Below are 21,389 nucleotides of genomic sequence, written 5' to 3' on the forward strand. Positions count from 1 at the left end.
GATTGATGTTGTTGTTGTCGTGAAAAATAACATGCAGCGAGAGGACATCATGCTAGTATATGACGCATGTTTTTAAACGCTAAAGCCATGTCCATGTTCCAAGAAGAAATCTCCCAACTGAATGTGCAACAATTAAAAGCAGGCGAAAAACGTTGGCTGGGAAATTTGCTCGGCTCTTCAGCTGCATTATTCATTCAAACGTTAAGCACACAAAATAAAAAGCTTTTTGTGGTTGTGGCAAAAAATAATCAACACTTAGCACAACTCGAAAGTGAATTTGAATTTTACGGTATTCGACCGACCATTTTCCCAGACTGGGAAATTCTGCCTTATGACCGTTTATCTCCTCATCAAGATATTGTATCTGAGCGTCTCGCAATTTTATCCAATATGCCGCAAACAGGCGTCTTATTGATTTCGGCTTCGACCTTGGCGCAGCGTGTAGCGCCGACGTCGTGGGTTTTGGGAGAACACTTTGATATTCACGTTGGTCAAAAGTTTGAATTGGAACAGCAAAAGAAGCGTTTGATTCAAGCAGGCTATCATTTGGTCGACACAGTATATGACCATGGTGAATTTGCGGTTCGGGGTAGCATTATGGATATCTATGCCTCAGGTCAAGCTGCACCAATTCGCATAGATTTGTTTGATGATGAAATTGAAACCCTCAAATTTTTTGATCCTGAAACGCAGCGTACTACGCAAAACTTAAAACAATTTTCCGTATTGCCAGCTAAAGAGTTTCCGCTGAAAGAGGCACGCAGCATATTTCGTGATCGCTATGCAGAAATGTTTCCGACGGCAAATCCAAAGAAAAATCCAATTTATCAGGATGTGTTAGAAGGAATTGCATCGCCAGGAATTGAGTTCTATTTCCCACTATTTTTCAGTGCAGCGCAGATGGAAACCCAAAGTACACTGCTTTCGTATTTACCAAGTCATTCTATTGTCATTACAGATAAGCAAGTTGATGATGGTTTAGATGGTTTTTGGAAAGAAATCGATCGACGTTATGAAGACCGTCGCCATAATGTTGATCAGCCAATTTTAGCCCCTAACCAGCTTTTTATTTCGACCAATCAAGTTTTAGAACAGCTCAATACCTTTCCCCGTATTATTGCATCAGTCGAGGCTTTTGATCTAAAAGCGGGTGTGACCAATTTAAACACTGAACTTCCACCACGTTTAGCGGTCGATCCTAAACATGAAAAGCCCTTTCATGCGGTTAAACAGTATATTGATGCTGCTAATCATCCGGTATTACTGGTTGCTGAAAGTGCGGGGCGTCGTGAAACTTTAAAAGATGCATTGCGCGCAACATTGGGAGAGATTCCTAATGTTGAGAATTTTGCTGAATTTCAAAAATCCTTACATGCCATTGCAATTACCAGTGCGCCATTAGAGCGTGGCTTGGTATTAAAAGACAGCATTAGCATCATTTCTGAAAATCAGTTGTATGAGCACCGTGTTGTACAGCGTCGTCGTAAACGCCAACAAGAGGTTTCGGAAGAGTTTCTTATCCGAAGTTTGACTGAACTGAGTATGGGTGCGCCGGTGGTGCATATCGACTATGGTGTGGGACGTTATGCGGGCTTAGTCACTTTAAGTATTGATGATCAAGACTATGAGTTCTTGCAGCTCGATTATGCCGATGCGGCCAAAGTCTATGTTCCTGTCACCAATTTACATTTGATCAGTCGTTATAGTGGAGGTGACCCAGACTTGGCGCCCTTGCATAAGTTGGGTACTGATGCTTGGAGCAAAGCAAAACGTAAAGCATTAGAGCAAATCCATGATGTAGCAGCGGAGTTATTGCATATCCAAGCCCGTCGTCAAGCCAAACCAGGTTTTGGTTTTGAGTTGGATCAAGGTCAATATATGCAGTTTGCTAGTGGCTTTGCCTATGAAGAAACACTCGATCAAGCCAATGCGATTGAGGCAACTTTGTATGATATGCAATTGGCTAAACCTATGGATCGCTTGGTCTGTGGCGATGTGGGCTTTGGTAAAACCGAAGTTGCGATGCGCGCAGCATTTTTAGCGGTACAGAACAACAAACAAGTGGCTGTTTTGGTGCCGACGACGTTGCTAGCCCAACAGCATTATGAGTCTTTTAAAGACCGTTTTGCAGACTGGCCTATTCGCATCGAAGTTTTATCACGTTTTGGCAGCAGTAAATCACATACGAAAACGATTGAAGACTTAGCCGAGGGCAAAGTCGACATCGTGATTGGTACGCATAAAATTTTACAAGAAAGTGTCCAGTTTAAAGACTTAGGCTTGATGATTGTGGATGAAGAACATCGCTTCGGTGTACGTGATAAAGAGCGGATTAAAGCAATGCGTGCAGATGTGGACATGTTGACTCTGACTGCAACTCCAATTCCACGGACTTTAAACATGGCCTTTAGTGGCATGCGCGATCTATCAATTATTGCCACACCACCTGCACGACGTTTAGCGGTAAAAACGTTTGTGCAAGAACATACGGGTGATTCAGTTAAAGAGGCCATCTTGCGTGAGTTGCTACGTGGCGGACAAGTTTATTTCCTACATAATGAAGTGGAAACGATTGAACGTGCAGCGGAGAGTCTTCGAGAGTTGGTCCCTGAGGCACGCGTGGCTGTTGCACATGGTCAAATGCGTGAACGCGAGTTAGAACAAGTTATGCAGCAGTTCTACCATAAAGAATATAACGTGCTGGTTTGTTCAACCATTATTGAAACAGGGATTGACGTTCCGAATGCCAATACAATTTTAATTGAACGGGCAGACAAACTGGGTTTAGCGCAGTTGCATCAACTACGTGGGCGTGTAGGGCGCTCGCATCACCAAGCCTATGCTTATCTGTTGGTACCATCCATCAAAGGATTAAAAGGTGATGCCGAAAAACGTCTAGATGCGATTCAGCGGGCATCGACATTAGGCGCGGGCTTTATGTTGGCTACGGAAGACTTAGAAATTCGCGGAGCGGGTGAGCTACTCGGCGAGCAACAAAGTGGTTCAATGCAAGCCATTGGCTATAGCTTGTATATGGAGATGCTTGAAAAGGCGACCAAAGCCATTCAAAAGGGCAAAACCCCAAACTTCGATGCGCCACTCTCACTGACCGCAGAAATCAATTTACATATGCCGGCCTTGATTCCAGATGAATATCTAGGAGATGTCCATCAACGTTTATTGTTTTATAAGCGTATTAGTAATACGGACAGTCAGGAAAAACTCGATAACATTCGTATGGAGTTGATTGACCGTTTTGGGATACCACCACAACCTGTAAAGCAGCTTTTTGCTGTGCATCAGATGCGTTTGAAAGCAGAAATACTGGGCATTACCAAAGTGGATATTGCTGCCAATGGGGGTGCGATTGAATTTTCACCAGATACTCCTGTTCAGGCTATTAGTATTATTCAGATGATGCAAAAACATCCGACCTTTTTTAGGATGGAGGGTGGTCAGCGCTTAAAAGTCATGGTGATGCTAGAGGAATATGAAAAACGGATTCAATTTATCAATGACTTATTGGAAAGTTTGTTGAAAGAATTGCATTAAAATTTAGCTTTAATTTGCTGTGATTTCATACAGATATCAGGTCTTTCTTGCGGACTTGCGCTATAAAAAGAAAGACTTGATTTTTTGATGAAATTTATTAAAGTAATAAATGTGATGTAGTTCAAAGTAAAACGTAGTTTATTTGTGTTGAAACACATTGCTTGCAATATTCACCTCTGATTGGATGTGATAGTATTAGCCATTATTCTAATTTGCATCATTTATAAAGATATGTTTAGTTTGCATCCACAACTTGCTCAAGATACGTTTTTTGTAGGCGACTTTCCACTTTCAACATGTCGCTTAATGAATGATATGCAATTCCCGTGGCTAATTTTAATTCCACGCGTGCCAGGCATCACTGAGTTATATGAACTCAGTCAAGCCGATCAAGAACAGTTTTTACGTGAGTCAAGCTGGTTATCAAGCCAATTGGCTCGTGTATTCCGTGCTGACAAAATGAACGTTGCTGCTTTAGGTAACATGGTTCCGCAGCTCCATTTTCACCATGTTGTACGTTATCAAAACGACGTCGCATGGCCAAAACCAGTTTGGGGTACTCCCGCTGTTCCTTATAGCAATGAAGTGCTTGCGCATATGCGTCAAACTTTAATGCTTGCACTACGTGGTCAAGGTGATATGCCATTCGATTGGCGTATGGACTAATACACGTGAGAAATCAAATCAGGGATGATTTGATCGTGCGCATAATGGGGAACGAGCAGTGCCATTAGACGATTGGTTATCTAAAGAGCCCAAACAATTTGAGTATTTCCATCGTGTGATGGGATATGGCATGCTGTCTTTAATAACCATCGTCTATCATTATACGATGGCAGATACGCAATATCAGATTTATGTGCCGCTGTTGTTGCTCATTGTGTTATTGATCACACCGCCATTTTCCAGATGGTTAGGTTATCGCTTCAATAATACGATGCGACGCGGTGTGATGTTTGTTATTGATATTGTCATTACAGCAATCATTTTAGCCGCTGTACATCTCAGTATCGTACTCACATTTTTAACCATTTTTGCTATGCTTTACACGGCTATTAGCAATAAAATTTCTTTTTTGATGGTGTCTTTGGCCAGCCTGATTGGGGTGGTTGTCTTTTATATCTCGATTATCTTTGTCTTTGGTTTTGGTGAGTATTTCGAGGCTACCAGTACAGAACTGATCGTATTGGGCTTTTTGTGCCTCACTACTTATTTTGGCGTGGGTAGCTATTATCAGCGCAATCAAATGCAAGACATATATCGCCGCAAAAATCACTATTTCGATCAGATGAACCGTTATATGGAGTTTGCCAATCAGCTGAGTCGCTATGCACCAGTTCAATTGTGGCAATCGATCATGAAAGGTGAGTCTGAGGCGAAAATTGAATACAAACGTAAAAAACTGACAGTTTTCTTTTCAGATATTCAGGGTTTCACAGAGCTTTCTGAAAGCTTAATTCCGGATGATTTAGCATTCCTACTCAATGATTATTTAAAACACATGACCGAGATTGCGAAGCAATATGAAGGTACTGTGGATAAATTCATGGGCGATGCAATTTTAGTGTTCTTTGGTGACCCTAATTCCGAAGGTGTAGAGCGAGATGCTCAAAACTGTTTGGAAATGGCCATGGCGATGCGTCAGCAAATGAAAATTCTGCGCGAGCGTTGGGTGAAAATGGGTTATCCGCCATTGCATATTCGTATGGGGATTTCTACAGGGTATTGCCACGTAGGGAACTATGGTGCATCGCACCGTATGGCTTATACCATTGTTGGTCGTGATGCAAACCTTGCTGCACGTTTACAAAGTGCAGCACAAGTGGATGAAATCTTAATTTCGGACGATACACATAATTTAGTAAAAAATGATTATCTTTGTGCGCCGAAAGCACCAATTTTCCTTAAGGGGATTAAAGGTGCTGTGAAGACGTGGCAAGTCGTTGAAAAATATACCTCGCAAAAATCAGACTATCAACGCTGGTTTGATTATGAATATAAAGGGTTTCATTTATTGCTGAACTTAGATGAAGTGCAGAATTTTGAATATCCGCAGTTGATTCAAGTCTTGGAAAAAATGATTCAACGCATTCAAACCCAACAAAAGATGACCAACTCACAAGGTATCGTCAAACTCAATCTTGAAGATGAAGTAATAGAGTCTGTTCAGAAAAATGAATATCATTAACTTGATGGTGTGAGATACAAAAGTAAGAGTCGTAAAAAAGCCACTACAATGAGTGGCTTTTTTACGCTTTGAAAATTAGTGATTTTCAGACGCGTGGTTAATCGTGTATTTAGGAATTTCAACTTCTAAGTCTTCATCCACTAACTTCACTTGGCAAGACAAGCGAGAGTCAGGTTCTAAGCCCCAAGCACGATCTAGAAGGTCGGCTTCAACATCATTCATTTCTTCTAAGCTGTCAAAGCCTTTACGTACCACAACGTGACAGGTTGTACATGCGGCTGACATATCGCACGCATGTTCAATCTTGATCCCATTTTTCAGTAAGCTTTCACAAAGATTTGCATTCTGTTCAACTTCAAACTCAGCACCTTCTGGGCAGATTTGCGCATGTGGGAGAACTTTAATACGTGGCATAGTCTTTACCTATAAATTAGTTTGAGTTTGACCAGTCGTCGAGTTTTGTGCCTTTCAGCGCTGCATCGATATGCTGATTCATACGTGCTGCTGCAAAAGCATCACTGTGTATTTTAAGCTGTTCAACAGCAGATTCAATTGCTTTGATTTCTGTTGTTTCAAGTGTTGCTTCTAATGAAGTTTTGGCCGCATTTAATGCAACTTGTTGTTCATTCGTGAGCAGGTGAGCATCCACTTTTAGGGCTTGCTCTAAAGCTTCGAGTTCGCGTTTTGCTTCAACTTTGGTTTCTTGTAAGTGACGAAGATTTTTATCTTCTTCAGCAAACTTGTAACCATCAAGCAGTAAGCGTTCCATGTCACTATCAGCCAAACCATATGATGGTTTGATGTCAATTTGTGCATGTACGCCAGAGGTTGTTTCTTTAGCTGAAACCGTCAGTAGGCCATCGGCATCCACTTGGAAGGTCACTTCAATGCGTGCTTGCCCCGCAGTCATTGGTGGAATACCGCGAAGGACAAAACGACCTAAGCTGCGGCAATGCTCAACCAAATCACGCTCACCTTGAACCACATGAATCAGCATCGCGGTTTGGCCATCTTGGTAGGTGGTGAACTCTTGGCGACGTGCAACTGGGATTGCAGTATTACGTGAAATAAGACGTTCAATCAAGCCACCCATGGTTTCTAGACCAAGAGAAAGCGGAGTTACATCAAGCAGTAATGCGCCATCGGCTGTGTTTCCAATCAGCTGATTGGCTGTAATCGATGCACCGATAGCAACAACTTCGTCTGGGTTGATGGTACACAATGGCTCTTGAGCAAATACATCTCGTACAGCGTTTTGTACAGCATAAGAGCGAGTTGAGCCACCGACCAAAACCACGTTTTGAATGTCGCTGAGTTCAAGTTTGGCATCGCGGAGGACGCGTTTGCACACACTAATCGTTTTATCTAAAGCAACTTTGATAATGCCTTCAAATGTCGTGCGATCAAGAGTCAAGCTGTGCTCTAGGACTTGTAAATGAACGCTTTCTGCATCGGTTAAAGCTTCTTTAGCTTTACGTGCAGCAACTAAAACGTGTGCATATTCAGTGTCATCGAACTGCTCAATGTTGAGTTCTTTTTTCGCCCATTTTACGATTAAACGGTCAAGGTCATCACCACCTAATGCGGTATGACCACCCGTTGCTAACACTTCAAACACGCCTTGTGAAAAGCGTAAAATTGAAACGTCAAAGGTACCGCCACCCAAGTCATAAATCACATAGTTGTGATCATGCGCAAGATTGGTTTCTTGGTCCAGACCATACGCAACTGCAGCAGCAGTAGGCTCATTTAAAAGTCGTAGTACATTTAAACCCGCAAGTTGTGCGGCATCACGTGTCGCTTGACGTTGAGCTTCATCGAAGTATGCAGGAACGGTAATCACTGCACCATTGACTTCATTTTTTAAGCTCGCTTCAGCACGATCTTTTAGTTGCTTTAAAATTTCAGCAGACACTTCGACAGGGGTTTTGCGGCCCTGAGCAGTTTCAAAAGCAGGCATTTGATTATCTTCACCCACTAAAGTGTAGGGGTGTTGAAATTTAATGTCGGCTTTAGAGCGTCCCATAAAGCGTTTGACTGAAACGATGGTGTTTTTAGGATCGGCAGTCAAAAATGGTTTCGCTTCGTCGCCATATTGGGTTTGGTTTACACCATAATGCGCGATCGATGGGAGTAAGACACGACCTTGTTCATCATGCAAAACCTTTGCTTTGCCTGAAAGTACAGTGGCAACTAGAGAGTGAGTTGTACCTAAGTCGATACCAATGGCAATACGGTGTTCATGTGGCGCACTTGATTGTCCAGGTTCTGCAATTTGCAAGAGAGCCATGTGTTACATCCTTTGAGCGTCAAAAATTAAAAATAAGTTAAAATTCATCATCTAAATCAAAGCTATCATCATCTTCAAAACGATCTTCAGCTTTATCTATGTCATGCATGACTTTTACAAAGAAGCGAAGTTTGCGGACATCATCACGTGCCTCAGCCCAATCTTCCTCTTCAAAATCAATTTTGAATTCGCGGACTAAACCATCAATCCATTGTTGAACGTCTAATTTGAGTGATTGTAATTCATCTGCTGAACGTGCTTCATCAAGTTGTTCACGGATTTCTAGGGCAGACTGGAGAAATTCAAAATCATTGATGGATTGATCAAGATGATAATCTTGTTTTTTTAATCCTAATAAATATCCTGCACGGCTATCAACCTGAGATAAAACTTTAAATGCTTGATTGATCTCACTTGATTTTATGAGGGCTTGATCTTTATCGAGAGCTTTATCTGGGTGATATTGTTGCTGCAACTTTAAAAATTTTGATTTTAAGGTTGCTAAATCAATATCGAGTGCTACTGGGAGGTTAAACAACTCAAAATGATTCATAGGAGAGGGATTCCGCGCTAAATTGGGGGTCATTGCGAAAGCAAAAACACTCTATGTAAATGCAATTAAAACAGTGTGATACACACTGTTTTAATGTTGAAAAGCAAGTTAATGAACTGTTATACGGTGAAAGATTCACCACAGCCACATTCGCCTTTTTTGTTTGGGTTGTTAAACTCAAAGCCTTCGTTTAAACCATTTTTCACGTAGTCCATCTCCATACCATCGAGATAAACCAAGCTTTTTGGGTCTACAAATACTTTCACCCCAAACTGCTCAAAGGTGGTGTCATGTGCATCAATTGAATCGACAAATTCAAGCACATAAGCCAAACCAGAACAGCCTGAAGTTTTCACGCCAACGCGAATACCTTCACCCTTACCGCGATTTTTTAAATAATTGCTGATATGAGTTGCAGCATTTTCAGTTAAGTTGATCATGAAAACTCCCTAATCTTTCTTTAAAATGCGAAGCAATTAAGCTTTAGATTTTTTGCTGCGGTAGTCTTCAACAGCAGCTTTAATAGCATCTTCAGCCAGTACAGAACAGTGTACTTTTACTGGAGGAAGCGCAAGTTCAGTTGCGATATCAATGTTTTTGATCGCTTGAGCTTGATCTAAAGTTTTGCCTTTTAGCCATTCAGTCACTAAAGAGCTTGATGCAATAGCAGAACCACAACCATAAGTTTTGAAACGTGCTTCTTCAATCACACCGTTGTCATCTACTTGAATCTGTAAACGCATAACGTCGCCACATGCAGGTGCTCCGACCATACCTGTACCTACGTTTTCAGCATTTTTGTCTAATACACCTACATTACGAGGGTTTTCGTAATGGTCAATTACTTTTTCGCTATAAGCCATGATGCGTCTCCAAACCTCGGGGTCAGCGTTAATATTAAATATGGGGTCAAAACTTGATTTTTCAATGAAGTCATCCAGTATGTGAATGACTTCAATGGGAAAAATTAGTGCTCAGCCCACTCAACTGTAGAAAGGTCGATACCGTCTTTGTACATGTCCCAAAGTGGAGAAAGTTCACGAAGTTTCTCCACTGCAGAACGCGTCACTGTAAGTACATGGTCAATGTCTGCTTCAGTGGTGTATTTACCAAAACTGAAACGAATTGAACTGTGCGCAAGTTCGTCAGACAAACCTAGTGCACGTAATACATAAGAAGGTTCTAATGTTGCTGAAGTACAAGCTGAACCCGAAGATACAGCAGCGTCTTTCAACGACATCATTAACGATTCACCTTCAACAAAGTTGAAACTTACGTTTAAGTAGTTCGCAACGTTTTGTGTTGGGTGGCCGTTTAAGAAAATTTGTTCTAAGTCTTGTAAGCCATTCCAAAGCTTGTCACGAAGTACGCGAATGCGTGCTTGTTCAGAAGCTAAGTTTTTACCTGCAAGTTCAAATGCTTCACCCATACCAACGATTTGGTGTGTTGCAAGTGTACCAGAACGCATACCGCGTTCATGACCACCACCATGCATTTGCGCTTTTAAACGAACACGTGGAGTACGACGTACATAGAGTGCGCCAATACCTTTAGGGCCATAAATTTTATGAGCAGAGAAGCTCATAAGGTCAACTTTCATAGTTGAAAGGTCAATTTCAACTTTACCTGCAGCTTGCGCCGCATCGACATGGAAGAAGATCTTGTGTGCACGAGTAATTTCACCAATTGCCGCAACATCAGTCACAGAACCAATTTCGTTGTTTACCATCATAAGTGAAACAAGAATAGTGTCTGGACGAATAGCTGCTTCAACCATTTCAGGGGTAATTAAGCCAGTGTTTGGAAGTGGCTCAAGGTAAGTGATTTCAAAACCTTCAGACTCAAGCTCACGGCAAGTGTCTAAAATAGCTTTGTGTTCAATTTTACTTGTAATAATGTGCTTGCCTTTAGAGGCATAGAATTGTGCTACGCCTTTAAGAGCTAAGTTATCTGATTCAGTTGCACCAGAAGTCCAAACGATTTCGCGTGGATCTGCTTTGATCAAGTTTGCAACTTGTTCACGTGCATATTCTACTTTTTCTTCTGCCTGCCAGCCGTAAGCATGAGAGCGAGATGCTGGGTTGCCAAATGTGCCGTCAAATGTCAGGCATTCCATCATGCGTTCAGCGACTTGCGGGTCTACAGGAGTTGTTGCTGCATAATCAAGATAAATTGGACGTTTCATGTCAAATACCTGTTACCGATAAAAGGGCTGAATCTGAAGGTGCTGTGTTTTGGCGAATGGCAACTTTTTGAACGTTGTCACGTGCTACAAGGTCAGCAAGAGTGATTTTAGCGAGATAGTCGGCAATGTGATGGGAGAGTTCTTGCCATAAATCGTGAGTTAAGCACATTGCGCCATTTTGGCAGTTGCCTTTATGGTCACAGCGAGTGGCATCAACTGTTTCGTTTACAGCTTCAATAACTGCTAATACTGTAATTTCATCAGCGCGACGAGCTAAGTGGTAACCACCGTTGGCACCACGAATACTAGAAACTAAGCCGTGGCGCTTTAATTTCGCAAATAACTGTTCAAGATAAGCAACAGAGATAGTTTGACGAGCTGCAATTTCTGCAAGCGTGATCGTTTGTTCAGTTGGCTGCAAAGCTAAATCAAGTAGAGCAGTCACTGCGTAGCGTCCGCGAGTTGTTAAGCGCATGATTCGATACACATGATTAGACTAGATGTGCCGATTTTAAGAATCCTGACTAAAATAGTCAAGTTTTTTTAATAGGGATTGTGCGTATTTAATTTGCTTGAAATATTATGTAGTTATGCAAGCCAAATATTATATACCAATAAGCTAATCAAAAGTATAGAAAACACAAAAAATGTGACATTTATACGTTTTTGACGTTGCTCGATACGGCGAATACGATTTTTGTATTGTTTCACTTCAACCTGTAGAGTGTTGATTTTAGAACGTTGTTCTTCAATTTTCTCTAAAAGTGGTGCAATACGCTTTTTGGATGCAACCACATTTTGCGGATCAGTTGGTTCAGTTAACCAGTTTTTCCAATCGGCAAGAACTTTAGGTGCACTAAAATGTAAAATTAAATCTCGGAACTCATCTTTTAAGGTGATGTCACCATCAATACGCATGGTTTTAATACTACGACGGTTTCCAAAGACGAAAATTTTAATTAAATCCATCAATGTGGTGCGTACATCTAAGTCGACTGGTTTTTCGGGGGCTTTGGCGTCAAATAAAACACCTTGAGCGGTAAAGGTGATATAGAAGTCAAAATAAGGCAGGTAGCTATTTATTTTAATCGCAATATTTTGCTCAACAAACTTTTTACAGTGAAGTGCAACCACGCGGTCGTGTTTTAAAATAAGAGAAAAGATCGTCTCAAGAACAATCATCACCATAGTGAGTAGCATATGTGTTTGATTGTGTTCTTTTTGAGAATCACTCATAAGTAGTAACCTAAATCCTGACCTGAAATGAGCATCCTGCTCGCAAAAACTTCAGACTTAAAAATAAAAATGTAATAAAGATGCTTTGTAGAACAGTTTTACAAATCGATCAAGTCTAATATTTGCTAGTATAGTGCAATCTATAAGATTTTTTGGATGTTTTTGCACATAAATCATGCAGGAGATGGTGCTAATGGAAAAAGCAGATATAGAGTTAGATGATATTTCGAAAGAAGATGAAACACTAAAAAAAACAAAAACTAAGCATCATTTTCACCGTAAAAATAGTTTGGATTTTAGAAAGTATACCAAGCAAATCTGGTTAGCGGGTTTGGGCGCTTTTTCACGTGCAGAGGAAGAGGGGAATAAATTATTTGACTCGTTGGTCCAAGTCGGCGAAGAGTTAGAATCTAAAACCACTGAAATTGCTGACCAAACGGTTGAAAAGGTATCTGAGAAAGCACGTGAATCGGTGACAGATACTAAAGATAAGGTTGAGAAGATTGTGGATCGTGGTGTAAATCACTCCTTAAACCGGATTGGATTGGTCACGGTGAAAGACATTCAGTACTTAGAAAACCTGATTCTTCAACTGAATGATAAAATCGATGTTTTGATTGAAGAAAATAAGAAGTTAAACGAAAAAGTGAATAAAAAGTGATCTGGTTGTGCTTTTGTACCTTTTTCAACGTTTTTTTGTGATTTATTTTCCAAAAAAGCATATACAGAGTATTGCGTTTTCACCTAAAGCATTGCTATAAAGGCGTTACGGTAATTTATACTAAATTTTTGGACCTTAAATAAACGATATTAAGAGGACGCGATCCACATGAATAAATCAGAATTAATTGATGCAATTGCAGAGAAAGGGGGATTGTCTAAGACTGATGCTGGTAAGGCCTTAGACGCTACAATTGCTTCAATCACTGAAGCGCTTAAGTCTGGTGATACAGTTACACTTGTTGGTTTTGGTACTTTCAACGTGAAAGAACGTGCTGCACGTACTGGCCGTAACCCACAAACTGGTGCTACTTTAGAAATTAAAGCAAGCAAAGTACCAAGCTTTAAAGCTGGTAAAGGTTTAAAAGATTCTGTTGCTTAATCTTTTAAATAAATACTAAACGCGCCTTTTCGGCGCGTTTTTTATTAAACATTAGAAAATGTGTCGATAACACATTCATTCATTGCTGCTTTTCAGTTAAAATCTCGGGCAAATAAAATATTGGAATACTTATGGAATCTTTTCGTAAAGTTATTAAGGGTTGGTTGGGCAAGGCTTTGCTCATTTTGTTTTTGACCCCTTTAGCACTTGTAGGTATTGAAGGATATTTTAGTAGCGGATCAAAAGACGCTGTGAAATCAGTCAATGGCCAAGATATTTCTGAAAAGGAATTAGAGACCTTAACCGCTTCCTTTAAAGAACAATTCTTAGCTTATGCCAATGGGGATGAAACTTTACTCAACCAAAGCTTTATTAAAGATAAAGCGATGAACCAACTGATTGCTAATACTTTGTTATTGCAACAGGCTGAAAAGCTGGGCATTTCACTCAGTGATACTCAAATTGAACAGATGATTGCTCAACAGCCAAGTTTTCAAGAAAATGGAAAATTTTCAGAAACGCGTTATTCAAGCTATTTGCAGTCTGTGGGTATGAGTAGTGATGCGCTCGTTGCAAACTTACGTCAAGACCATGCATTAAAAATGATGCGTTCGACTTTTGTTGATTATGCATTGGTGAGTAAACTAGATATTCAACAAATTGCTAACTTACAAACAGAACAGCGTACTGTGCAGTTTGCCAATGTAAATCTTGATGAATATAAAAAGAACGTCAAGGTTTCAGCACAAGAGATTGAAAACTATTACAAGCAACACCCAACCATGTTTAAACAAGTGGCAAGTGTAGATGTTGACTATGTGTTGTTAACACCAGCCAATGTGCCGGCTGCTGCTTCACCTGTTACAGATGCGGAGTTGCAGCAAGCCTATACACAGTTTGTTGAAGCACAAAAAGATAATGTTGCGCCTTTGGTTAAACATATTCTGATTACGACAGATGCACGTACAGATGCTGAAGCGAAAAAACGTGCAGAAGAAGTTGTTGCAAAAATTAAATCAGGCACAAGCTTTACAACAGCTGCGGCTCAATACTCTGAAGATACTGCATCTAAAGCGAATGGTGGTACTTTAGCAGTTTATAACAAAGGCACTTTTGGTGATGCTTTTGACCAAGCTGTAGCATCACTTAAATCAGGTCAAGTGTCAGCGCCTGTAAAAACTGAATTTGGTTACCATGTCATTGAAACTGATGCGCCAGCTGTGAAGTTGCCATCTTTTGAAAATGAAAAAGCTCGTTTGACTGCGGAAGTTCAGAAGAATAAAACAGCCAATGCATTCTCTGATGCTGTAAACAGCTTAAATGAACTGGTTGTAGACTCAGATGCTTTAGATGTGGTGTCTCAAGAAGTTAAAGGTGTACAAGTTCAAACTGTAAAAGGCATGACCTTATCTACACAGCATCCTGTATTAAGTAATGCTGCTGTGAAAGTGAAACTGTTTAACGATGACGTTAAAAATGGTGATCGTAACGCGACCAGTAGCATTCAACTTCCAAATGGGGATGTAGTTTGGGCAAAAGTACGTGATTATCATGCGGCAGGTGTCCAAACGCTCCAAGAAGCAACACCACGTGTGAAAGCAAAATTGGTTGAACAAAAAGCTTATGATGCTGCTAAAGCTAAAATTGCTCAAAGCTTAAAAGACTTTAAAACTCAACCAGCGGCATCAGTAGTTGCTAAGAGCGGTTTGACCTTTACTGCACCGCAAGTGTTTATTCGTTCACAAGGCTTACCACGTGCAGTTGAGCGTGCGGCGTTTAGCCAAGCGGCACCAAAAACAGGACAGTGGTCTGTAACAACAGCATTATTGCCAACAGAAATGGTGGTGGTCGCGGTATCAAACGTAAACAAGACGACGTCTAGTGCATTGACGGATGAGCAGTTGGCTGAGCTTTCGAAGTTATATCAACAACTTCGTGGTCAGCAAGAAGCTGAAGATTATGTGCAATACTTAAAAGCACATGCGAAAATTAAATAATCGCACGCTATAAAAAAACCTGCATTCGTGCAGGTTTTTTTATGTGTGTAGATAAACAAATTTTATTTAAGGATAAACAAGCTTAGGCACGAATTTTGAGCTCATAACCTGAATATTTACGAATATTAATCACGCCTGTATCTAAAATCAGGTACTGACCTTTAATCCCTTGTAACTTGCCGCGAATCACGGGAGTTTTATCTAAATTGTGGGATTTAATTTTCTCAGGATATTGCTCAACGGGATAAACAAACTCGCGTGGCAGTTCAGTTTCCAAAAGCTCAACCGTTTCATTGAATTCAAGATTTTGACTAAATTCCTCACGAATGGTTTGGATTTTAGGTGCAAATTCTTCGATGAGTTGTTCGCGAACTTCAATCAAGTCGAGTGGTTCAGCTTCGCCTTTGAGTAATTTGCGCCAATCGGTTTTGTCTGCCACTTGTGTGCCAAACATAATTTCGAGCTGGCCTGAAAGACGGCGCGAACCGACTTTCATAATTGGAAGGGCTTGGGTTGCACCTTGATCGAGCCAACGGGTTGGCATTTGGCTAATCCTTGTAATCCCAACTTTTAGGGCACTTGAGTTGGCTAAATAAACAATATGAGGCTGAAAGCAAACTTCATGCGCGAAGCTGTCTTCTCGGCAGGTGCCTAAGTGGTAGTGACAGGTTTCAGGTTTCATAATACACATGTCGCAAGAGGCTTTGGTTTTAAAGCACTTGAAGCAATGGCCTTGCGAAAATGATTTAGAAGTCTTCGTACCACATGAAACACAGAAGATTTTACCAGTCCATTCAATCTCGATTTCTTGACCCAAGTTAAAAGGAAGGTCAACTTCTGAACGATCTAGGATAAATTTATATTCAACATTTGCCTTGTGTGTATGTTGATCAGTTACACTAAGGTCCTTAAGACCTGCATGCATTTTATGGCAAATGCCTTGAAGTTCCATACAGAATTACTCACTCAATATTAAGGATGCGGTTATGGCTGAACTGAACGTCATTACTTCTATGCTAGACGATTTATCTCAAGAACAGCCTATTTCAACTGCATTGTGCATTGGGCAGGATCTCAGCCCAAATCATCATCAATCTATTCAATGGCAATATTTTAGCGTATCTGACTTTTTAAGTCTGCCTTTTACCCAGCGCTATGATTTAGGTTTTGTGCTTTTTGACACGGCAGAAATGCAAAATATAAGCTCACAACAAAAATCACAACTATTGGTACGTTTAAGAGATTTGATGGCAAAGCGTATTGTGGTGGTGAGTCAATTGCAGGATGAACAACTGCTTCGTGCTTTAGGTTTTACTCAACTGATCGATAAAACGACGCATGGTAAAGACTTTGCTTTATGGCAATTTAATATTTTGACCTATAAGCATGTGCCTGACTGGTTCAATTCAAAATTTTGGGCGAATCCTGAAAACTGGAATAAATTCCGTTGGTGATTCGACTGCGACTGTATTTTTCCATTCATAGCAAAAATTAACAATTTATTTCTATAGGGTTTTTTTAAACATCGTATGCTGTTTAAAAAACCTAGAAAGGATAAAGTGATGACGAACCTGAATAATATTATAGAAATTTTAGCAAAGCAGGCCATGGGCGGTCAGCAACAGTCAAATCAGCAAAGTGGTTTGGGTGGGATTTTGGGTTCAGTGCTTGGACAACTCGGGGCGGGTGGTACGAGCCAAACACAACAGGGTGGTCTGGGCGATATTTTAGGTTCGGTGTTGGGCGGTTTGACTGGTGGACAGTCACAACAGGTGCCAAACTCGCAGAACTCAGGATTCGCAGGCGGTGGAAAAAGTTTATTGATTGCGGTATTGCCTTTGATTTTGGCATGGATTCAACAGCAAGGTGGTTTGCAGGCAGCTTTAGATAAACTCAAAGGGCAAGGTTTAAGCAGTCAGGTTGAGGACTGGGTTTCTACAGGGCCAGGAGAAAACGCCAGTGTAAATCCAGAGCAAGTGCAAAACTTGTTTGATGATGCCGCGGTGGAGCAAGTTGCAGAGCAAGCGAATGCACCTAAACAAGATGTATATAGTGCTATTTCACAAGTGTTACCGCAAATTATTGATTCACTCACCCCGCAAGCAGGACAAACCAACCCTCAAGAAGCCAACGCGGATATCCAACAGGTATTGAACTTGGTTTCGGGTTTTTTAAAACGCTAAATTCACAATAAAAAAGCCATCCTAGAATGGCTTTTTTATTACTTGAAATTCTAGATTAAAAAACACGCCGAAGCGTGTTTTTTAATTTTTAGGGGAGCGCTAACTTAGAAGTCGTAACGCATTCCTAGAGAAAGACCAAGACTGTTTTCACCCGCTACACCGCTTACGCTGTTTGTACGGCCTTCTTTCCAAGGGGTTAGGTTTGATTTGTCATCATTAATAACCGTTGCCAAGTTACCGTATAAACGAACTGCTTTGTCTAGGCGGTGCTCAAGGCCAACAGCGAGTAATGTTGAGTTTGCATCATCTGCATCGACATCACGGTAGAATACTTCACCACGTACTAAAGTTTTTGGAGCAAACTTGTATTCACCCGCTACACCAAAGACTTGTGCATCAGGAGTAACTGTAGAGTTGTCATGTTGTAGGAATTGGTACATGCCACCTAAGTTAAAGTCAGGGGTGATTTTGTATGCGCCAGCGATACGGAAACCATCACGCTCACCGCTAGTTGCTTCTTCTTCATAGTGTTCGTATGCAGCAGCGAAGTCGACGTTACCTTCTTTATAGGTTAAAGCTAAGTCATAAGCTTTATCTTTGTCTTTAGCACCATCTTTTGTTGCATCTGGGCTATTTGCTTCATGTAAAGAAAGTGCACCTAATACATTGAAGCCATTACCAAATTTAGGTGATTTATATTCGATAGTATTTGCATTACGCTCATCAAACTTCAAGTTACCTACACGTGTTACGTTACGTACGTCACCAACCATGTCGCCAAAGAAGTTGATTGGACCGCGTGCAGCCTTGAATGGGCTGTCAAAACGACCCACACGTGCTTGACCGAAGTCACCTTTTAAGCCTACAAAAGTATCTCGTGTTGCAAACTCAAGGTCGCTATTTGATGAACCGCTTGCGAAATTGATTTCTTGTTCAATTTGGCCGAATACAGTCATGCCATTTTCAAGCTCTTGTTCAGCTTTGAAGCCTAAGCGTGAAGAGTTTGAAGAGATTCCAACTTCGTTATAGTCAGCGCCATCATCTAGATAGTCTAAAGAAACATGCGCACGGCCATAAATTTTTACGTCAGCAGCCATCGCTAAAGCTGGTGTAAGTAAAGTTGCCCCAACTGCTAATGCGCAAAGTGTTTTTTTCATGTGTAGCTCCAAGAAAGACTTTTTGTTGATTCGTCTATAAAAGGTTATTCAGTCGTCTTTTTATTCATCAGACTTCTGTCTCTTGGCGCTCATTATTGATTACAAATAAGTCATTAATATTAAGGGAATATTACAAAAATATTAAACAAGTCAATGTCAAATGCATTTCCGCGATAAATTGTTAAGCTTGATTTTGAGAACTTAGATTATTGATCTTATTTATTTTTAGCCCTAAAAAAAGGAGCCGAAGCTCCTTGATTTAATGGATGGAATTACAAAGCAGCGCGAATTTTTTCTGCTTGTGCTTTGATTTTTTCTTGATCACCCATTTGTAAGGCATGCTTACCTAGTTCATGTACCGAACTCGGAATGAGGTGGAAATGTACATGGGGGACGGTTTGCCCAGCAGCAGCTCCAGACAGTTGCATGAGGACAATGCCTTGGGCATCCAAACCGACTTCAATGGCTTTTGCTACTTTTTGTACCACTTGAATGGTGTAGGCAGCAGCATCGGCAGGGAGGTCGAGTAAGGTCACCGCAGGTGTTTTGGGTATGACTAAAGTATGACCGTCTGCTTGAGGCATAATATCCATGAATGCAAGAACTTGGTCATCTTCATATACTTTAATGGCTGGAAGTTCACCACGTAAAATCCGTGCAAAAATGTTTTGCTCATCGTAAGCCATGTCTATTCCTTAAGTTTCGCTTAAACTGATTTACTTACAGTTCAATTCTTTTTGACGTTCTTTAATGGCGTCAAGACGTTGTTGCTCTTTTTCAGAGAATTTCGGTTTAGTGGTGTAGCAATTATCATTGCCAAATTTTGCTTTCGCTTCAGGGTCCTTAAAACAGAAACCTTTAGATGCATAAATGACATCATGATCATCTTTTAATTTTTGACACTCTTGCTCAGGTGATGCCGCAAAACTTTGCGCCCCGATTAATGTTGCAAGACTGGCAAAAACCGCTACAGTCAACTTTTTCATGAGAATTTCCTCAGTTTGTAACATTGTATGTAGTCACGCTATTACTTTATAGGGGTTTGTTCTGTTTATTCAATGGTGAGTTCTTACTCAATTGTAATTTTACTTCATCATTGCTGCATATAATACATAAAATTTATATATATCAATAGCTTTTAAGATGACAGATAGAAATGGATATTTAAGTTTTTTATGTAATTTAGTCTATTTTTACAACTTTTCTTAGGCTCTAACATTTTTAAATTTCATTGAGAGGGTCACAGTGCTTCGGTGCGTCAGCTTTTTAAACCTTTAATGTTCGCCTCATCTCAAATTCTATTTCAGGCATTTTTATACGATTAGCAATGAATTTTTTAAGTTATTCATTTTTTGTGAATTAAGCGCTTATGTATCATTATCGGTTAATGATATTTTGCTGTCTTAAATGGACTCTTTTGTATGCTTATTTTAGACAGTCTAAAAGCTTTATTTATTACTATTTAATTATTGAATGCCTTATGCTGGGGATTTACTTGAAATAAGTGGGTGGAAAATAAATTATGGAAATGTAATTTATTTTCTGTGGATTAGAGAATTATAGTCTTTAAGAGCTAAATATAAACCATCGAGTAAAATATAAAATGATGAATAAAGCTTGATTTAAACTTAACTTAAGTTTAAATCATTATGCAGTTGGTTATGAAAGGGTGAATTAAAATATGAATGGTTTAGGTCGAACATTTCTAATTTATGGCGCAAGTAGAGGCTTAGGTAAAGCGATTGTAAACTTAGTGCCTGAAGCTCAGGACAAAGTTTATGGTGTCTCCCGTAATATGCCTAAAAATAATGCTCAATTGAATTGGATTTGTGCAGATTTATCTACTCCTGAAGATGCTGTGGATAAAGTAAAAAAAGCAGTCAAAGAAGAGAAAATAGATGTTCTTATTTATAATGTTGGAATCTGGGAAAATAATGCTTTTACAGAGAATTATAACTTTGAAGAGGTTTCATCTGCTGAGTTAAATACCATTCTAAATACAAACATTAATACCTGTATTCAGTCTCTTCAGTCCTTGATAGAAAATTTAAAGTTATCGGATAAGGCTAAAGTCATATTGATTGGTTCTACATGGGGTGTAGATAATCATAATGGCAAAGAGTTGGTATTTTCTGCAACGAAATATGCTTTGCGTGGAATTGCTCAATCATTGCGGGAGATTTTGCGTAACGACCTGATTGGGGTGAGTGTTTTAAATCTAGGGTATTTGGCGACAGAATATGAAGCAGATGTTCCAACCGCAACTGTATTGGCAGAGACCAATCATGCTTTAATTCCTTTGTTCGATGTTATTTTAGCTATAAAATTTATCATCTCCACCAGTAATGCATCTTGTGTTAAAGAAATTCTCATGCCTGCAATGAAAGATGAAAATATTTAAATCGAGATGTTTCGCTGTAATTTTACATGGACGTATTTATCGGATAATTTTATTTTTCGATGCCATATTCGATTTAGGTGAAGCTACTTTGGTGTGAAAACTCATCCATCAATATATACGTTCCTGCAGCTCTTTGGTATTGGTCAATCAGCGGCACTAGTCTTTTAAAATGCTCCGTTTCGCAATGCGCATCTAGCGCAGCTCGATCAGGCCATTCTTCAATAAATATAAAATGCCCAGCATCTTTCTGATCAATAAATAGCTCATAGGATATACATCTTGGTTCAGCTTTTGTTTTTTCTACAAGTTCGCGATATAAAGGCATGACTCTATCAAGATGTTCTAGTTTAATAAAATCCTGAGCAATGACTTTGAGCATAAATTGTTTATCCTAAATTTAATTCGGTTTTTTTATACAGAAAGCTATATGTGCTGAATTAATTGAGTATACAGAGCTCTACTATAAAACTAATCAAACTCAAAACAATCTTTAGTCTTAATTCATTATAAAAGTGGGCAGTAAAAATATTGACCTTGGATTAACT

At 39.9% G+C, this 21,389-nt stretch carries 22 protein-coding genes; 9 read left to right on the forward strand and 13 right to left on the reverse strand.

Features of this window, described 5'->3' with window-relative positions; all coding sequences use genetic code 11:
* Nucleotides 1–93 precede the first annotated feature (93 nt).
* The 3 genes from mfd (at nt 94) to PTT44_RS06060 (ending at nt 5,740) form a co-directional block, all read left to right on the forward strand.
* The gene (gene mfd / locus PTT44_RS06050) at nt 94–3,552 is read left to right on the forward strand and encodes a transcription-repair coupling factor (protein ID WP_168159333.1); all 3,459 of its coding nucleotides are present in this window, start codon (nt 94–96) and stop codon (nt 3,550–3,552) included.
* Nucleotides 3,553–3,783: 231 nt separating this feature from the next.
* On the forward strand, nt 3,784–4,218 hold the full coding sequence (locus PTT44_RS06055) for an HIT domain-containing protein (protein ID WP_004696995.1): 435 nt from the start codon (nt 3,784–3,786) through the stop codon (nt 4,216–4,218).
* Between the two features lie 58 nt (nt 4,219–4,276).
* A complete protein-coding gene (locus PTT44_RS06060; RefSeq protein WP_168159206.1) occupies nt 4,277–5,740 on the forward strand; it encodes an adenylate/guanylate cyclase domain-containing protein in 1,464 nt (487 codons plus the stop codon).
* Nucleotides 5,741–5,815: 75 nt separating this feature from the next.
* Here the strand turns inward: PTT44_RS06060 and fdx are convergent, their stop codons facing one another.
* From fdx to PTT44_RS06100, 8 genes are all read right to left on the reverse strand, one after another.
* Nucleotides 5,816–6,154: an ISC system 2Fe-2S type ferredoxin gene (fdx, locus tag PTT44_RS06065; protein WP_004697000.1), complete on the reverse strand. Its 339-nt coding sequence runs from the start codon at nt 6,152–6,154 to the stop codon at nt 5,816–5,818.
* A gap of 16 nt (nt 6,155–6,170) precedes the next feature.
* Complete coding sequence (hscA, locus tag PTT44_RS06070) at nt 6,171–8,030, reverse strand: Fe-S protein assembly chaperone HscA (RefSeq protein ID WP_148825998.1); 1,860 nt, start codon at nt 8,028–8,030, stop codon at nt 6,171–6,173.
* A gap of 37 nt (nt 8,031–8,067) precedes the next feature.
* Nucleotides 8,068–8,583: a Fe-S protein assembly co-chaperone HscB gene (gene hscB / locus PTT44_RS06075; RefSeq protein ID WP_148825999.1), complete on the reverse strand. Its 516-nt coding sequence runs from the start codon at nt 8,581–8,583 to the stop codon at nt 8,068–8,070.
* A 119-nt stretch (nt 8,584–8,702) separates the two neighbouring features.
* Complete coding sequence (iscA, locus tag PTT44_RS06080; RefSeq protein WP_004697006.1) at nt 8,703–9,023, reverse strand: iron-sulfur cluster assembly protein IscA; 321 nt, start codon at nt 9,021–9,023, stop codon at nt 8,703–8,705.
* Between the two features lie 36 nt (nt 9,024–9,059).
* Nucleotides 9,060–9,446: a Fe-S cluster assembly scaffold IscU gene (gene iscU / locus PTT44_RS06085; protein WP_004697007.1), complete on the reverse strand. Its 387-nt coding sequence runs from the start codon at nt 9,444–9,446 to the stop codon at nt 9,060–9,062.
* A 104-nt stretch (nt 9,447–9,550) separates the two neighbouring features.
* Complete coding sequence (locus tag PTT44_RS06090) at nt 9,551–10,768, reverse strand: IscS subfamily cysteine desulfurase (protein WP_004697009.1); 1,218 nt, start codon at nt 10,766–10,768, stop codon at nt 9,551–9,553.
* A gap of 1 nt (nt 10,769) precedes the next feature.
* On the reverse strand, nt 10,770–11,243 hold the full coding sequence (locus PTT44_RS06095) for an Rrf2 family transcriptional regulator (RefSeq protein ID WP_004697011.1): 474 nt from the start codon (nt 11,241–11,243) through the stop codon (nt 10,770–10,772).
* Between the two features lie 113 nt (nt 11,244–11,356).
* Nucleotides 11,357–12,004 (reverse strand): hypothetical protein, encoded by a 648-nt coding sequence (locus tag PTT44_RS06100; RefSeq protein WP_087013627.1) that lies wholly within the window; start codon nt 12,002–12,004, stop codon nt 11,357–11,359.
* A 193-nt stretch (nt 12,005–12,197) separates the two neighbouring features.
* On the opposite strand from PTT44_RS06100, the gene PTT44_RS06105 reads away from it, so the two are divergent.
* From PTT44_RS06105 to PTT44_RS06115, 3 genes are all read left to right on the forward strand, one after another.
* Entirely contained in the window at nt 12,198–12,665 is a 468-nt protein-coding gene (locus PTT44_RS06105) for a phasin family protein (protein WP_168159205.1), read from the forward strand.
* A 168-nt stretch (nt 12,666–12,833) separates the two neighbouring features.
* Nucleotides 12,834–13,106 carry an HU family DNA-binding protein gene (locus PTT44_RS06110; protein ID WP_004697018.1) on the forward strand — a complete coding sequence of 91 codons (273 nt, stop codon included), beginning with the start codon at nt 12,834–12,836 and terminating at the stop codon, nt 13,104–13,106.
* A gap of 131 nt (nt 13,107–13,237) precedes the next feature.
* Nucleotides 13,238–15,103 carry a SurA N-terminal domain-containing protein gene (locus tag PTT44_RS06115; RefSeq protein ID WP_168159204.1) on the forward strand — a complete coding sequence of 622 codons (1,866 nt, stop codon included), beginning with the start codon at nt 13,238–13,240 and terminating at the stop codon, nt 15,101–15,103.
* A gap of 82 nt (nt 15,104–15,185) precedes the next feature.
* On the opposite strand, the gene PTT44_RS06120 is transcribed toward PTT44_RS06115, so the two are convergent.
* Nucleotides 15,186–16,055, reverse strand: coding sequence for a DUF2797 domain-containing protein (locus tag PTT44_RS06120; protein WP_062032770.1), 870 nt, complete (start codon nt 16,053–16,055; stop codon nt 15,186–15,188).
* 34 nt (nt 16,056–16,089) lie between these two features.
* Between PTT44_RS06120 and PTT44_RS06125 the strand changes: the two genes are divergently transcribed.
* Both PTT44_RS06125 and PTT44_RS06130 read left to right on the forward strand, forming a co-directional pair.
* Nucleotides 16,090–16,557 (forward strand): DUF6231 family protein, encoded by a 468-nt coding sequence (locus PTT44_RS06125; protein WP_004697025.1) that lies wholly within the window; start codon nt 16,090–16,092, stop codon nt 16,555–16,557.
* A 108-nt stretch (nt 16,558–16,665) separates the two neighbouring features.
* A complete protein-coding gene (locus PTT44_RS06130; RefSeq protein WP_168159203.1) occupies nt 16,666–17,286 on the forward strand; it encodes a YidB family protein in 621 nt (206 codons plus the stop codon).
* A gap of 104 nt (nt 17,287–17,390) precedes the next feature.
* Here PTT44_RS06130 and PTT44_RS06135 read toward each other — a convergent pair whose 3' ends face one another.
* The 3 genes from PTT44_RS06135 to PTT44_RS06145 all read right to left on the reverse strand — a co-directional run bounded on the left by PTT44_RS06135 (nt 17,391) and on the right by PTT44_RS06145 (nt 19,429).
* Entirely contained in the window at nt 17,391–18,443 is a 1,053-nt protein-coding gene (locus PTT44_RS06135) for a porin (RefSeq protein WP_010326783.1), read from the reverse strand.
* A gap of 272 nt (nt 18,444–18,715) precedes the next feature.
* Nucleotides 18,716–19,129 (reverse strand): HIT family protein, encoded by a 414-nt coding sequence (locus PTT44_RS06140; RefSeq protein WP_004697031.1) that lies wholly within the window; start codon nt 19,127–19,129, stop codon nt 18,716–18,718.
* A gap of 30 nt (nt 19,130–19,159) precedes the next feature.
* Nucleotides 19,160–19,429, reverse strand: a complete 270-nt coding sequence (locus PTT44_RS06145) for a YARHG domain-containing protein (protein WP_004697032.1) — start codon at nt 19,427–19,429, stop codon at nt 19,160–19,162.
* Nucleotides 19,430–20,124: 695 nt separating this feature from the next.
* On the opposite strand from PTT44_RS06145, the gene PTT44_RS06150 reads away from it, so the two are divergent.
* A complete protein-coding gene (locus tag PTT44_RS06150; RefSeq protein ID WP_168159202.1) occupies nt 20,125–20,844 on the forward strand; it encodes an SDR family NAD(P)-dependent oxidoreductase in 720 nt (239 codons plus the stop codon).
* A 73-nt stretch (nt 20,845–20,917) separates the two neighbouring features.
* Here PTT44_RS06150 and PTT44_RS06155 read toward each other — a convergent pair whose 3' ends face one another.
* The gene (locus PTT44_RS06155) at nt 20,918–21,223 is read right to left on the reverse strand and encodes a putative quinol monooxygenase (RefSeq protein WP_168159201.1); all 306 of its coding nucleotides are present in this window, start codon (nt 21,221–21,223) and stop codon (nt 20,918–20,920) included.
* Nucleotides 21,224–21,389 lie beyond the last annotated feature (166 nt).

It is taken from the genome of Acinetobacter sp. Gutcm_16, from assembly GCF_028649355.1.
Classification (GTDB): domain Bacteria; phylum Pseudomonadota; class Gammaproteobacteria; order Pseudomonadales; family Moraxellaceae; genus Acinetobacter; species Acinetobacter johnsonii.

Bases quoted from the DNA above. Each gene is read 5' to 3' on its own strand.
- mfd (WP_168159333.1), top strand. From the start codon at position 94: ATGTTCCAAGAAGAAATCTCCCAACTGAATGTGCAACAATTAAAAGCA.
- PTT44_RS06055 (WP_004696995.1), top strand. From the start codon at position 3,784: ATGTTTAGTTTGCATCCACAACTTGCTCAAGATACGTTTTTTGTAGGC.
- fdx (WP_004697000.1), bottom strand. From the start codon at position 6,154: ATGCCACGTATTAAAGTTCTCCCACATGCGCAAATCTGCCCAGAAGGT.
- hscA (WP_148825998.1), bottom strand. From the start codon at position 8,030: ATGGCTCTCTTGCAAATTGCAGAACCTGGACAATCAAGTGCGCCACAT.
- hscB (WP_148825999.1), bottom strand. From the start codon at position 8,583: ATGAATCATTTTGAGTTGTTTAACCTCCCAGTAGCACTCGATATTGAT.
- iscA (WP_004697006.1), bottom strand. From the start codon at position 9,023: ATGATCAACTTAACTGAAAATGCTGCAACTCATATCAGCAATTATTTA.
- iscU (WP_004697007.1), bottom strand. From the start codon at position 9,446: ATGGCTTATAGCGAAAAAGTAATTGACCATTACGAAAACCCTCGTAAT.
- PTT44_RS06090 (WP_004697009.1), bottom strand. From the start codon at position 10,768: ATGAAACGTCCAATTTATCTTGATTATGCAGCAACAACTCCTGTAGAC.
- PTT44_RS06095 (WP_004697011.1), bottom strand. From the start codon at position 11,243: ATGCGCTTAACAACTCGCGGACGCTACGCAGTGACTGCTCTACTTGAT.
- PTT44_RS06100 (WP_087013627.1), bottom strand. From the start codon at position 12,004: ATGAGTGATTCTCAAAAAGAACACAATCAAACACATATGCTACTCACT.
- PTT44_RS06105 (WP_168159205.1), top strand. From the start codon at position 12,198: ATGGAAAAAGCAGATATAGAGTTAGATGATATTTCGAAAGAAGATGAA.
- PTT44_RS06110 (WP_004697018.1), top strand. From the start codon at position 12,834: ATGAATAAATCAGAATTAATTGATGCAATTGCAGAGAAAGGGGGATTG.
- PTT44_RS06115 (WP_168159204.1), top strand. From the start codon at position 13,238: ATGGAATCTTTTCGTAAAGTTATTAAGGGTTGGTTGGGCAAGGCTTTG.
- PTT44_RS06120 (WP_062032770.1), bottom strand. From the start codon at position 16,055: ATGGAACTTCAAGGCATTTGCCATAAAATGCATGCAGGTCTTAAGGAC.
- PTT44_RS06125 (WP_004697025.1), top strand. From the start codon at position 16,090: ATGGCTGAACTGAACGTCATTACTTCTATGCTAGACGATTTATCTCAA.
- PTT44_RS06130 (WP_168159203.1), top strand. From the start codon at position 16,666: ATGACGAACCTGAATAATATTATAGAAATTTTAGCAAAGCAGGCCATG.
- PTT44_RS06135 (WP_010326783.1), bottom strand. From the start codon at position 18,443: ATGAAAAAAACACTTTGCGCATTAGCAGTTGGGGCAACTTTACTTACA.
- PTT44_RS06140 (WP_004697031.1), bottom strand. From the start codon at position 19,129: ATGGCTTACGATGAGCAAAACATTTTTGCACGGATTTTACGTGGTGAA.
- PTT44_RS06145 (WP_004697032.1), bottom strand. From the start codon at position 19,429: ATGAAAAAGTTGACTGTAGCGGTTTTTGCCAGTCTTGCAACATTAATC.
- PTT44_RS06150 (WP_168159202.1), top strand. From the start codon at position 20,125: ATGAATGGTTTAGGTCGAACATTTCTAATTTATGGCGCAAGTAGAGGC.
- PTT44_RS06155 (WP_168159201.1), bottom strand. From the start codon at position 21,223: ATGCTCAAAGTCATTGCTCAGGATTTTATTAAACTAGAACATCTTGAT.